Consider the following 13,686-nt stretch of genomic DNA (forward strand, 5'->3'; position numbering starts at 1 on the left):
CGCCCCTCTTTATTTATTAATCTGGAATAATAACGGTAACTTTTTGAATGTTCTTAAAGTAAACCACCGGTTCAATTGTCAACGTTTTTAAAAGAGAATCTGTATCTAATGTAACGCTGCTTACCTTTCCAATCGGAATACCTTGAGGATAAATGCCAATGCCGGAAGTAAGGAGCATATCCCCTTCTCCTACCGAAGCTTCCGGATCCAACATATAACCTTTTAAACTTCCTTTTCCATCTCCGGATAAAATTCCAAGAAGTTGGAGATTTCGAGAAACCTGAAAACTAACATTGCTGTTTTCATCAATGAGCGAAATAATTTTCGCCCAATCGTTACCAACCTCAAGCACACGTCCAATCAAACCATCTCCACCTACGACAATGGAATCTTTCTTTACTCCATCCTTTGTTCCGGCATTAATCGTAAATAGATTAAACCAATTTGATCCATCCAACGCAATGACATCTGCGGTGATATGATTATAACTTCTGTCTCCACCCACATAATTTAAACTACTTGATAACTCTCGTAATTCTTGCAGCTCTAATTCACTTAATCGATTTTTAATAATTTGCTGATTTAATTTTGAAATTTCCGCCTTTAATTTCTCATTTTCTTTTAATACAGACCGAAATCGGAAAATTCCAGAGAAGCCATTGCTTACTCCATTTCCGGCATCGGAAAGAGGTTCCTGTACTTGGGTAATTCCACCTTCTAATTTTCTTCCAAGCCAAGAATTGTTCCCTTTATTTACAAAAGAAACTGCAATAATGATTATCAAACTCAAAAACACGCCAATCACGGTTGCAAGTCTCGTGTGCTCTCTAAACCACTTCACTATTCTTCACTCCATTAATACTTTCTATTTCGATATGCGTGTCGCTTTACCCCTTCAATACTTTCTAAACTTCTCCCTGTTCCTTCGGCTACTGCTTCTAAGGCATTTTCTGCAATTGTTACATGCATACCTGTACTATAATTTATTAGCTTACCCATACCACGAAGCAATGCTCCGCCTCCAGTTAAAACAAGTCCATTATTTACAATATCAGCTGCCAATTCCGGTGGCGCTTTTTCTAAAGTATTTTTAATGCCCTCAATCAATGTACTTACCGGTTCTTCCAGAGCCTTCATAATGTCAGCAGATGTGACAGCAATGGTTTTTGGCAAACCACTGATAATATCTCTTCCTCTGGCCTCCATAGATAGATTTTCACTATCTTCATCCGGGAAAACACAACCCACCGTCTTTTTTATTTCTTCTGCTGTTTTCTCACCAATTAAAAGATTAAAATTCTTTCTCATATATGCTACAATTGCCTCGTCCATCTTATCACCGGCAAATCGAAGTGACGTACTGTTTACAATTCCACCCAAAGCAATGATGGCAATATCAGAAGTACCTCCTCCAATATCTGCTACCATACATCCATTTGGTTCATCAACATTAAGACCGGAACCAATTGCAGCTGCCATTGGTTCATCTAAAATGTATACATCCTTAGCACCCATTTGACGCACGACTTCCTCCACCGCTCGTTTCTCAACTTCGGTTACACCGGAAGGGACCCCTACGACAACACGAATTTGCGAAAATGCAGAGCGTTGCGCTACGGCTTTATTTAAGTATTCCTTTAGCATGGTTTGCGTCATAACAAAATCAGAGATTACTCCATCCTGTAATGGACGTACCACACGAATGTGCCTTGGAGCTCTTCCAAGCATTTCTTTTGCTTCGCGCCCAGTTGCCAATACTTGATTTGTACTTTCATCCACCGCAATCACCGAAGGTTCATTTAATATAATTCCCTTATTCTTTGAATAAATCAAAGTATTTGCAGTTCCTAAATCAATTCCTAAATCCTGTGAAAAAAACCTAAAATTCATGTCATTTTCCCCCTATATACTTTGCATTCTCTGCAAATTAAAGCAATCCTTTCTCTTTAAAACTAACATAGACACCATCGCCGATGATTAAATGATCCACCACAGAGATTCCCAATATCTTCCCTGATTCCACTAAACGTGTAGTGACATCCAAGTCATTCTGACTTGGTTTCGGATGCCCACTTGGATGATTATGTACAACAATCATAGACGAAGCACTCTTTTTAATCGCAGAGCAAAAAATCTCTCGCGGATGAACAATCGAACTGTTTAAATTTCCTATAGAAGCATCTTCGATTCCTATAATCTCATTTTTTGTATTTAAAAGTAAAACTCGAAAAAACTCTTTTTTTAAATAACGTAATTCCTCCATAAAGAGTGCCGCAATCTCGTCGGGTGAATTAATACGAATACGTTTACTTCTTGGATTTGTAGCAATTCTTTTTCCAAGTGTAATTGCAGCAACAATTTGGCATGATTTTGCCATGCCAACACCTTTAACGGCACACAAATCCTGTGGCAAACAATGACCTAAAAAAGAAATACCATCTTTTTCAAGGGATATGATTCTTGCTGCCAAGGATAATGCAGTAGTGTTTCTTGTTCCGCTTCCAATCAAAATCGCTAGTAATTCAATATTTGACAGGGAAGAAACACCATATTTCATCATTTTTTCACGTGGACGTTCTTCCCACGGCATTTCCTTTATAGTAATCGTTTTTTTTAGTTTCTCTTGCTTCACTTTGAGACTCCTTTCCCTATAGAAAGAAACTCTCGTCATTATAGTTCCCCAAACCCAAGAAAATCTAATTCCTTCAGAATGCGTTTCCAAGGAAATCCCACTACATTATCATAATCTCCTATAAACGCATCAATATACTTAGAAAAACTGCCTTGAATGGCATAAGCTCCAGCCTTATCCCATACTTCGCCGCTTTCAATATAATCTATAATATCCTGATCGGAATAATTTTTAAAAATGACCTCCGTCGATTCATAAAACACTCTTCGATTTGTCGTATTTGCTTCTACAATTGCCACACCCGTTAAAACAAGATGCTTTTTATTTCGTAATAACTTTAATATACGTACAGCGTCCTCATAATCCTTTGGCTTGCCTAAAATTTCGTTCTTATATACCAAAGTATCCGCAGCTAAAATAATACCGTTTTGGCACTTCTTTTCCACATAAAGTGCTTTTTTTAAAGCAAGATACATTACCGATTGGCAAACGGAAATATCCTTTGGCAGTGTTTCATCTACCTCTGGTTTTATTATTTCCGGAAAAATTCCATGTTTTTGCATCATATCTACTCTTCTGGGAGAGCCAGAAGCAAGAATAATCTTGGATTTCATTCTTATTCCTCATTGTGTATCATTTTTTTGTGTATTTTGTCAAACTATGCGTACATAACATTGTAGCATTTTGAATGGCTTAATACAAGGTATAAACGTGTGAAAAAAACGTGAAATAATAAAAGAAAACAACCATAAAATACTTCCGAGCTGACAACTAAGAAAGAATCCTATTTAAAGATGTATTTTATGATAAAAACACTTTTACCTAACATTTCTTTATCCTGACAGGCACTATTTTCCATTTCCTTTCATATACTTCTAACATTGACCGACAATTTAGGAAAGGGGAATCACAGAATGAGCCTATCGTTAATTCTCACTTCTCTGTTGCTATCGAATCCCCTGGTATTGCTTTCCTCCTATGTTTCTATGGGTAATTCCTTTCCTCAACCCCTAACTGATAAAGAAGAGGCTTACTATTTAAAGCTTTATGAATCAGGAGACAAGGAAGCAAAAAACATTTTAGTGGAACGCAATCTCAGATTGGTGGCACACATTGCAAAAAAATATGGCAACACAGGAAAAAACCCAGACGACTTAATTTCGATCGGTACCATTGGATTGATCAAAGCTGTAAATACATATAAAGTCGGGAGATCGGTACGTCTGGCTACTTATGCGGCAAAATGTATTGAAAATGAAATATTAATGTCCATTCGAAGTAACAAAAAAGCAAGGGTAGAGATTTCTTTGAATGACCCAATTGGAACAGACAAAGATGGTAATGAAATAAGCTTTAATGATATTTTAGGTACCGATGCTGATGCAATTCTAGATGATATTGATAATAAAATACAGGTCAAGAAATTATATACTGCGATAACTGAACTTTTAAAAGATCGTGAACGCAGCGTCATCATTAAACGCTTTGGTTTATCCGGTCAAGGCTGTAAAACCCAGCGTGAAGTGGCAAAAGAGCTTGGTATCTCCCGCTCCTATGTGTCTCGCATTGAAAAAAAAGCCATTTCAAAATTAAAAGAAGCATTTTCTGACGAACTAGAATTTTAAGAGAAAAGCGAGATAAGTTTAAAGCTTATCTCGTTTTTTCCAGACTGCTATCAGCAGTCTGATCTTTTAATATATTTTCCGCCATCTCCTTAAATATTGGGACTGCCGATGCTCGACCAGAACCACCCTTTTCAACAAATACAGTAATTGTATACTGAGGATTATCTGCCGGAATAAATCCCGTAAACCATCCATGAACGACCTCTTGTCCATTATCAGCAGCCTGTGCCGATCCCGTTTTTCCACCAGCCGATATATTTCCTAAATTATTTGCCGTTCCATATTTTACAGTATCAATCATAAATTGCTTTAGTATCTTTGCTGTTTCCAGGGAAATGCATTGCTGTTTTTGTCCTAACTGATACAACTCCTGCTTTCCGTTCGTAACAATGCCACGAACCAATCTCAAATTGGTGCACACTCCATTATTTGCAATGATTTGTGTCATCTTTGCAACCTGTATCGGCGTAACCAATAAGCTGCCTTGTCCAATGGACAAATTCCCAATTCCAGCTCCTTGTACATCTTGTAAATTAGGAAGCATTCCTGACTTTTCACAAGAATATTCCTCCAAAGTTTTTTTATCAAATCCAAATGTACGAGCCATCTCTAAAATACTCTGTCCGCCAATTTGCTTTCCAATTTGAATAAAGGTTGCATTGCAAGACTTTGCAAATGCATCTTCAAAAGTAATCTCACCATGCCCCAAATCTCCTCCCGTTGCACATCCAATGGTAATTTCCCCCAAATCCTCATGTCCAACACACGTAAATATGGTATCTGGCTTTATACCATTTTCCAAAGCAGCAGCAGCTACTATGATTTTAAAAATCGAACCAGGAGGATATTGTCCTTGTGTTGCCTGATTCATCAATTCTTTCTCGTCACTCTCTAAGTATTTTTCCACTCCATTTGGGTCAAAAATTGGTGTACTGGCACTGGCTAAAAGATCTCCCGTTTTTACATCTGTAATAACAATCGTTCCTTCAACATCATTCTCTTTTAAAATGAGTTCTGCTTTTTTTTGAATGGATAAATCCAATGTAGTTAAAAGTCCGACTTCCTTTCCGGTTGTCCCACGAATTCCTTTTCCCGGAATGATATATCCACCTCCATCACCTACGGAATAGATACTTTTTTCTTGTTGCGAAAGATACTGCTCATAATCTTTTTCCAATCCGCAAACACCATTTCCATCAGCACCATTTAAATATCCAATTAAATGAACAGCAGGCTGTTCATGACTGTAACGCTGCCGTGTTTTCATAATAAAAGCGCCATACTCATTTTCCAATTTTCTGGATGCTTCTTTATGAAAACTTCCACAGCGGTATACATCATATCGGAAATTATTGCTTCGGATTGGCTTTGCATTGATTGTTTTAAGCAATCGTTTACTTTCTGTGTTTATATCTTCTTTTCGTATGATATAGACATATTCTTCAACTGCATCCGTGATAGGATTTTGATTACGATCATATATCACTCCACGTTTATCAACACCTTCAATCACGATTCTATGCTGTCGATTGATAACAGAAATGTATTCTTCCCGATCTATAATCTGTATCCAAGCAAGTTTGACTGCCAGTCCAAATATACAAAGATAAAAACAAACAATACAAAAAATAAGCCGTTTGCGCTGCTTGTTTTCCCATTTATTATCTTTCTTCTTTTTTATGCTCTTGTCCTTTTGATTAGAACCTTTTTTCATTTTTTCTCTCAATTCATCCTTACTTCCGCTTGCACTTTCTTATATATAAAATTTTTTCCAAAGTATAAAGATTTTATGCTTATGCAAACAATTACATTGAAATGAGAAAAAAGAACCTCTATAATTATGAATATTAAGATAACATATGATTGGAGGATAAAATGGCAATAATACGACCTTTTCAAGCAATACGTCCCTCCGCAGCATTTGCGGATCAAGTAATTTCCCTTCCCTATGATGTAATGAATCAGTCCGAAGCGGCGGAAATGGCATCCGGTAACCCTTATAGTTTCTTACATATCTGCCGTTCAGAAATAGATCTACCTCAAAACAGTGATCCATATAGTGACGAGGTTTATAAAAAAGCAAAACAGAACATTTCTGATCTTTTAACAGAGGAGATCTTCATTCGCGAAGAAAAACCAATGCTCTATATTTATCGTCAAACAATGAACGGCCGCGTTCAAACAGGCATCGTTGCTTGTGTTTCGGTGGATGACTATCAAAATAACGTTATAAAAAAGCATGAGTTTACTCGTGTAGAGAAAGAATTGGACCGCATTCGGCACTTTGATATCTGTAACACCAATACAGAACCAGTTTTCCTTACTTATCGAAAGAAAGAAGAAATCAATACCATCATCAGTAAATGGATCAATATGCACAATCCGGAATATGACTTCGTAACAAAAGATGGCATTGGTCATACTCTTTGGAAAATCGATGATGATACTATCATAGAAACTCTCACCAAACAATTCCATCAAATTCCTTCTCTTTACATTGCAGATGGTCATCACCGCTCTGCTTCTGCAGTAAAGGTCGGGCTAAAGCGAAGAGAAGAAAATCCAAATTACACAGGAAATGAAGAATTTAATTTTTATATGGCAGTCATCTTCCCAGATGAAGATTTAAAAATCTTTGACTATAACCGTGTCATCAAAGATTTGAATGGCTATTCAAAAGAAGAGTTTCTTGAAAAATTGGAAGGACTCTTTGAAGTAATTCCTTCTGATAAAAGCCCCTATGAACCAGATGGCAAGCACATTTTTTCTATGTACTTGGACAAGACATGGTATAAACTAATCGCAAAGAAAGCAATCCTTTCCGACGATATTATCGAAGGTTTAGATGTATCGATTCTGCAAAATAATGTATTAAATCCTCTCTTAGGCATCAAAGATCCTCGTACCGATAAGCGAATTGATTTTGTAGGCGGTATCCGTGGGCTTAAAGAATTGGAACGAAGATGTCATTTGGATATGCAAGTTGCTTTTGCACTGTATCCGGTTTCCATTCAAGACCTTTTGACCGTTTCGGATGAAGGAAAAGTAATGCCGCCAAAATCAACCTGGTTTGAACCAAAACTTGGAAGTGGATTATTTATGCATGAACTATAAATAAATTTAGAGTGTGTAAAGATCAAAATTTCGTAAACAATTTCACATGAATAGAAAAAGAGGTAAAATCATTTGAAATTTTACCTCTTTTTATCTTATTCTATTGAATTTATAATAGTTTGGACTACGTCTTCGATTGTTATTTCTGTCGTATCAATTTCCAAAGCATCTTGTGCTTTACGTAAAGGATTTAATTTTCTGGTTGTGTCATTAAAATCTCTTTGAATGATATCATCCTCAACTTGTTTCAGTGACAGATCTTCTCCCTTATCCTTCAATTCTTTCCAACGGCGTAACGCTCTTTCTCTTGTAGAAGCGGTAAGAAAAATCTTGTATTTTGCATCAGACAAAACATTTGTTCCAATATCTCTTCCATCCATAATGACACTCTTTTCCTCGGCCATTTTTCTCTGTAAATCCACAAGCTTTTCTCTAACTTCAGCGATAGCGGAACAAGCAGAAGCCATTTTTGCGACCTCTGCAGTTCGAATTTTATCACTAATGCAGACTCCATCCAGATAAATATCATTCCCGTTAAAATCAATATCAGTTTGATCCAACATTTCTTTTATTCGGTCAATTTCGTCTTTTGAAATCCCTTCGCATATCATTTTATATCCAACGGCTCGATACATCGCACCTGTATCAATGTACTCGATCCCAAGTTCTTTCGCAACCTTCTTTGCAATTGTACTTTTTCCGGAACCGGATGGTCCATCCACTGCAATTTTAAATATCTTTTTCATATTTTTTTATGATTCCTTTCCATCCTTACCATGGCTAAGTAATTTTTCAATCTCAGCAACAAAAGTATTTACATCCTTAAACTGACGATATACTGAGGCAAATCGAACATAAGCAACCTCATCCAAATCCTTTAAGTGCTCCATAATCACTTCACCGATGATTTTGCTTTCAATTTCTTTTTCCATCATATTATTTAAGCCTCGTTCAATTTCATTGACAATACTTTCAATGGATGCAATGGATACAGGTCGTTTCTCGCAAGCTTTTATGATTCCATTCATTACTTTATTACGATCAAACGCTTCACGACTGCCGTCTTTTTTCACAACCATGAAAAAAACAGCCTCAACCTTTTCATAAGTAGTAAATCGTTTTCCACAATTATCACATTCTCTTCTACGTCGAATAGCATGTCCTTCTTCCGTAGGTCTAGAATCGATTACACGTGTATCTGCATTTTCACAAAATGGGCATCTCATAGGTCTTTCCCCCTCTATCGACAGACTGACTGCCTTCCTGCTACGATTCATGTATTATCTAGATTTTACCGATATATATCGATTTATGCAAGGTTTTTCTTTCATCAATCCTCCGTTTCAGGGTTTTCTTCAAAGTCTTCCATATTAATATTGATTCCTTGATTCTTCTGTGAAGAACGATAAAGAAACTCTCCCTCAAATCCCCCACTAACGTCAACCAATATAACATCATCTCCTATTCTCTTAATGTCCCTCCACTTAATTACCTGCTCGTCATTACGTCCAAAAAACGAAAAAAAGCTACGTTGTACCGGTATGATAATTCCTTCAATGGTTCCTTTTTCTAAATTAACTTCTAAATCCTCTACAAAACCTAAGCTTTTTCCATCATAAATATTAATCACTTCTTTTTGCTTAATGTCCTGTGTACTTATCATTTTAACATCCTCCCTATTGAGTTAGCTATTTTAATCTTCTTACTTTTTACATTTTTAATATAGATTTCATAATACTATTCCATAATAAAGATATGTTACATTGGGTTAAAATATGATATTATGTTTGTGGTCTATTTCAGGATTTCAAATAGGACTCTAAATCAGAAAGGATTTTTTATAAATATGGCAGATCAGCAATTACAAGCAGAAATACAAAAACGTCGCATCTTTGGAATTATATCTCATCCGGATGCCGGTAAAACAACATTAACGGAAAAACTTCTGCTCCATGGTGGTGCCATCCGTGAAGCAGGTAGTGTAAAAGCAAGAAGAAATGCTAAATTTGCAACCTCAGACTGGATGGAAATTGAAAAACAACGTGGTATTTCGGTTACTTCCTCCGTTATGCAATTTAATTATAAAGGAAAAGTAATTTCTATTATGGATACACCCGGTCACAACGACTTTGGTGAAGATACTTATCGTATTCTAACTTCTGTGGATAGTGCAGTTATGGTGATTGATGGTGCAAAGGGTATTGAAGCGCAAACCAAGAAACTTTTCCAAGTGTGCAGTATGCGTGGTATTCCTATCTTTACTTTCATCAATAAATTTGACCGTGAAGCTAAAGATCCTTTGGATGCCATGGAAGAATTGGAAGAAGTACTCGGTATGCCTTCGGTTGCCGTTACCTGGCCGATTGGTTGTGGATTAAATTTCCAAGGAGTATATGATCGATTAGAAAATGTCGTACATTTATATAAACAAAAAGAAACAATTGTGTTAGGTGAAGAAGGTGTCTTTGGTCCTGAATTGGAAGGCATATTAACTTCTTTTAATCTAGAAAGTCTTCGAACTGAAATCGAATTAATTACAGGTGCCGGAAATGTATTCGATGAAGAACAAATCAGAGCCGGTAAACTCTCTCCAGTATTTTTTGGATCTGCGCTGGCTGATTTTGGTGTTACTACATTTTTAAATCATTTTCTCAAGTTGTCCCCTACTCCCGGAGCACGAAAAACAATTGATGGCCAAGTAGAACCAACCGATGAAAATTTTACTGGATTTATCTTTAAAATCCAAGCAAATATGAATCCCGCTCATCGTGATCGTTTGGCTTTTTTGCGAATTTGTTCGGGAGTATTTGAACGAGGAATGACAGTTACGCTATCCAGAACAGGAAAGCCGATTAAATTAAGTCAATCAACACAGCTTATGGCAAACGAACGTGAAACCATTGATAAAGCTTATGCAGGTGATGTCATCGGTATTTATGATACTGGTAATTACCAAATTGGAGATACTTTATCTACCACTAAGGAACCTCTTTTCTTTGAGCCGCTTCCAACCTTTCCACCAGAACTGTTTTCCTTGGTTACACCTGTAAATTCATTAAAAGCAAAACACTTTCAAAAAGGTGTATCTCAACTGGCACAAGAAGGTGCCATTCAGGTCTACCGAAACTCATACAACGAAGTTGTTATTGGCGCTGTAGGAGTATTACAATTTGAAGTGTTTGAATATCGTTTAAAGAATGAATATAATGCAGATATACGTATGCAAAGCTTAGACTTTAATGTAGCGAGATGGATCAATCCAGAACAATTAGAGCTCGTAAAAGAAAGTTTGGACTCTAGATGCATGTTAGTTTTTGATCACTACAATCGTCCACTCATCCTCTTTGCAAATCAGTTTACCTTAAATTATTTTATGGAACGTTACAAAGATATTACTTTAATAGAAGCGTTGGATGTAAACAATACTCTTACATTATAATAGAAAGGTGATTCCAATGGATATTTTGATTGGGTTGTTACTTTGTTTTCTTTTACTGGTGATTACTGTACAAAAAGGGCTTTTTTTAGGATATGCCCTTTTTCTTTGCTGGATTATTTTTGCATGGATTGCAAAGAGAAAAGGGAAGACAATGAAAGAAATCATCACAATGTCCTATGAGGGTGGGAAGCGTTCTTTTCTTATTTTACAAATTTTTCTTCTAATTGGCTGTATCATGAGCGTATGGATTACAGCCGGAACGCTTCCTACTTTAATGTATTACTGCTTGAATTATATTGCACCAAATTGGTTTGTTTTGTTTTCTTTTTTAATTTGTGCTCTTATCTCTTTTTTAATTGGCAGTTCTTTTGGAGCCGTAAGTACAATGGGGATTGCTCTTATTACGCTTGCAAGAGGCGGAAACATTCCACTTGCACTAATGACGGGTGCAATCATGTCCGGTGTCTATTTCGGTGACCGTGGGTCCCCTGTTTCTTCTGCGGCGGCCTTAACAGCGACGATTACAAAAGCAGATCATATGACCAATGTAAAAAACATGGGGATTTCATCCATTCTGCCCATGCTACTATCCATATTTTTTTATGGAGGTTTTTCTCTATTTTATCCACTTAAGTTAGCAAACAGTCCCCTTCCTTCCACACTGAAGGATTCCTTTGTCATATCGCCTCTTATGCTCCTTCCTGCACTGGTTCTATTCTTATTACCAGTCTTAAAAGTGGGTGTTAAGACTTCTATGATTCTCAGTATTTTATCAGCATTACTGCTTAGCCTTTTTGCACAAGGAGCCAATTTCTTCTCAGTAATTAAGGCTATGGCAATTGGTGTTACTTTTGAAGAAGGTCCGCTTGCCGGCGTTCTATCCAGTGGTGGAATTCGTTCTATGTTAATTACCTACATTATGCTGTTTATTTCTTGCTCTCTTGCTGGTATTTTTGAATGCATCCATGCTTTTGATGGGTTAGAAAAACAAATTCAAAAATATAATCGTTCTCCAAAATGGCGATTTGGCCTAACTGCAATCATTGGAACACTTTCTTCGTCCTTTGGCTGTAATCAAACCATTGCTACCATTGTTACCCACGATATAATGAAACCATGTTATGATGAAACAGAACAAAATCAATTTGCTTTAGATATTTCCAATAGTGCTATTATTATTTCCGGTTTAATACCTTGGTGCGTTGCTTCTTTTGTTCCAATCTCTATGTTGGGAGTACATAATGCCAGCTATTTACCATTTGCTTTTTATATGTATAGTCTTCCTATTTTAGCTTTTGTCTTATTCCCAATAAGCGGGAAAGCTAAAATCAAAAACTAATCAATTAACATTCGAATCCATCTTTTACTTTTATACCTCTTCCAGAATATCACTGCTTTTACAATTTCATTAAGAGAGGATAGTCCAACAGCAAAATGAAGTGGAAGTTTAAAAACGAGAACACCTAAAAAAGCCAGTGGTATTCCAAGTAGCCAATTCCCAGCTAAATCAAGCAGCATTGTATAATGCGTATCCCCTCCTGATCGCAAAATCCCGCAAACAAGTACATAAACGATCATTTTCGGGGTTAAAAACAATGCCCACACGAAAAGAGTGTTCATAAGCATCTCTGTGGTTACTGTATCAAATTGGTATAACTCTGCAATCCCTCCTCGAATCAAAATTAATATTAATGTAATTACTACATTCATAACAAATAGTATTCTCAAGAAAGATTGGCTGTAACTCTCTGCTTTTTTTAATTGATTACGCCCTAATTCTTCTCCTAACATAACGGCTGCAGCATTTCCTACTCCAAAAAATAAAGATTGGAAAAACTCATTTACAACAGAAGCTACTTGAACTACGGCTAAAGCAGATGGTCCTAAAATCCCGTAGGCTATGAAAGTGATTGTTGTCGCAATGCTCCAACCACCTTCAGATATAACAACAGGGACTGCTGTTTTCATTACTTTTTTAAACATGGATTGATTGAATGAAAATAGTTCGGTTATTTTACCAGCTAAAGGATGTTCTCTATGATTGTAAATATATATGAGCAACACAAAAATTTCTATAGATCTTGCAATAACGGTAGCTATGGCGGCTCCTTGGACACCCATCTTTGGAAGATTAAAATTTCCATAGATCAATCCATAATTCAATACTGTATTTATGCTAAGTGCGATTGCATTGATGATAGTAGGAACTTTTAAATTCTGAATGGATCTGCAATTATAACTAATTGCAAAAGACATCGCTGTAAACAAGTAAGAAAGACATGCAATTCGAAGATATTGGGTGCCTAGAGCTATGACTAAAGTATCTCTGGCGAAAAGCCATAAAATTTGCGGAGCAAATATTTCTACACAAGAGATAACAAAAAAAGCCATAAAAAAAGCTACCATGTAATCAATACCCAAAACTCTACGAATATTTCTAATATCTTTTACACCCCAATATTGTGCAGTATAAACAGCTGCCCCACTAAAGATTCCATAACATATCGTTGTAAAAATAAAATAAATTTGATTGGCGGCACCAACGGCCGCCAATTCAAGCACTCCAACTCTTCCAATCATCAAAGTATCTACAATATTTAAACCAATACTGATCAAATGCTGTATAATAATCGGAACTGCAATTAATAATGCTTTGCTGTAAAAGCTTTTTTCTTGTTTATAAAATCTAAATTTCTGTTTAAACTCTAACATAACGGCTCCATCATTTCCTAGAAATACATTTCACTTTTTATCTTATCAAATATAACCTATTTATTCCATCAGATTTAAACAAAAATATTTTGTCACATAAAAATAACGCTCTTACAGTAAGAGCGTTCAGACTGTAGACAAAATACCTTGCTAAATTTATATTC

13 protein-coding genes are annotated in these 13,686 nt (G+C 36.3%); 4 read left to right on the forward strand and 9 right to left on the reverse strand.

Annotated elements, in window-relative coordinates:
• Positions 1–16 precede the first annotated feature (16 nt).
• The 4 genes from mreC to I2490_RS15760 all read right to left on the reverse strand — a co-directional run bounded on the left by mreC (position 17) and on the right by I2490_RS15760 (position 3,246).
• On the reverse strand, positions 17–841 hold the full coding sequence (gene mreC, locus I2490_RS15745) for a rod shape-determining protein MreC (RefSeq protein WP_206460707.1): 825 nt from the start codon (positions 839–841) through the stop codon (positions 17–19).
• Between the two features lie 14 nt (positions 842–855).
• Positions 856–1,890, reverse strand: coding sequence for a rod shape-determining protein (locus I2490_RS15750; protein ID WP_206460708.1), 1,035 nt, complete (start codon positions 1,888–1,890; stop codon positions 856–858).
• 37 nt (positions 1,891–1,927) lie between these two features.
• Entirely contained in the window at positions 1,928–2,590 is a 663-nt protein-coding gene (gene radC / locus I2490_RS15755) for a RadC family protein (protein WP_245157240.1), read from the reverse strand.
• Positions 2,591–2,670: 80 nt separating this feature from the next.
• Positions 2,671–3,246 (reverse strand): Maf family protein, encoded by a 576-nt coding sequence (locus I2490_RS15760; protein WP_206460710.1) that lies wholly within the window; start codon positions 3,244–3,246, stop codon positions 2,671–2,673.
• A 300-nt stretch (positions 3,247–3,546) separates the two neighbouring features.
• Between I2490_RS15760 and sigK the strand changes: the two genes are divergently transcribed.
• Positions 3,547–4,257, forward strand: a complete 711-nt coding sequence (gene sigK / locus I2490_RS15765) for an RNA polymerase sporulation sigma factor SigK (protein WP_206460711.1) — start codon at positions 3,547–3,549, stop codon at positions 4,255–4,257.
• Between the two features lie 25 nt (positions 4,258–4,282).
• On the opposite strand, the gene I2490_RS15770 is transcribed toward sigK, so the two are convergent.
• A complete protein-coding gene (locus I2490_RS15770; protein ID WP_206460712.1) occupies positions 4,283–5,971 on the reverse strand; it encodes a peptidoglycan D,D-transpeptidase FtsI family protein in 1,689 nt (562 codons plus the stop codon).
• Between the two features lie 161 nt (positions 5,972–6,132).
• Here I2490_RS15770 and I2490_RS15775 point away from each other — a divergent pair, with 161 nt between their 5' ends.
• On the forward strand, positions 6,133–7,371 hold the full coding sequence (locus I2490_RS15775) for a DUF1015 domain-containing protein (RefSeq protein ID WP_206460713.1): 1,239 nt from the start codon (positions 6,133–6,135) through the stop codon (positions 7,369–7,371).
• Positions 7,372–7,466: 95 nt separating this feature from the next.
• On the opposite strand, the gene cmk is transcribed toward I2490_RS15775, so the two are convergent.
• The 3 genes from cmk to I2490_RS15790 form a co-directional block, all read right to left on the reverse strand.
• Positions 7,467–8,117: a (d)CMP kinase gene (cmk, locus tag I2490_RS15780; protein ID WP_206460714.1), complete on the reverse strand. Its 651-nt coding sequence runs from the start codon at positions 8,115–8,117 to the stop codon at positions 7,467–7,469.
• 6 nt (positions 8,118–8,123) lie between these two features.
• Positions 8,124–8,597 (reverse strand): transcriptional regulator NrdR, encoded by a 474-nt coding sequence (gene nrdR, locus I2490_RS15785; protein ID WP_206460715.1) that lies wholly within the window; start codon positions 8,595–8,597, stop codon positions 8,124–8,126.
• Between the two features lie 104 nt (positions 8,598–8,701).
• Positions 8,702–9,034 (reverse strand): YlmC/YmxH family sporulation protein, encoded by a 333-nt coding sequence (locus tag I2490_RS15790; RefSeq protein ID WP_206460716.1) that lies wholly within the window; start codon positions 9,032–9,034, stop codon positions 8,702–8,704.
• Between the two features lie 183 nt (positions 9,035–9,217).
• Between I2490_RS15790 and I2490_RS15795 the strand changes: the two genes are divergently transcribed.
• Together I2490_RS15795 and I2490_RS15800 are read left to right on the forward strand one after the other, a co-directional pair.
• Complete coding sequence (locus tag I2490_RS15795; RefSeq protein WP_206460717.1) at positions 9,218–10,810, forward strand: peptide chain release factor 3; 1,593 nt, start codon at positions 9,218–9,220, stop codon at positions 10,808–10,810.
• A 16-nt stretch (positions 10,811–10,826) separates the two neighbouring features.
• A complete protein-coding gene (locus I2490_RS15800) occupies positions 10,827–12,149 on the forward strand; it encodes a Na+/H+ antiporter NhaC family protein (protein WP_206460718.1) in 1,323 nt (440 codons plus the stop codon).
• On the opposite strand, the gene I2490_RS15805 is transcribed toward I2490_RS15800, so the two are convergent.
• Positions 12,146–13,522 (reverse strand): MATE family efflux transporter, encoded by a 1,377-nt coding sequence (locus tag I2490_RS15805; RefSeq protein WP_206460719.1) that lies wholly within the window; start codon positions 13,520–13,522, stop codon positions 12,146–12,148. The two genes, I2490_RS15800 and I2490_RS15805, sit on opposite strands and share 4 nt — an antisense overlap.
• Positions 13,523–13,686: the final 164 nt, after the last annotated feature.

The organism is Anaerovorax sp. IOR16 (genome assembly GCF_017168145.1).
Classification (GTDB): domain Bacteria; phylum Bacillota; class Clostridia; order Peptostreptococcales; family Anaerovoracaceae; genus IOR16.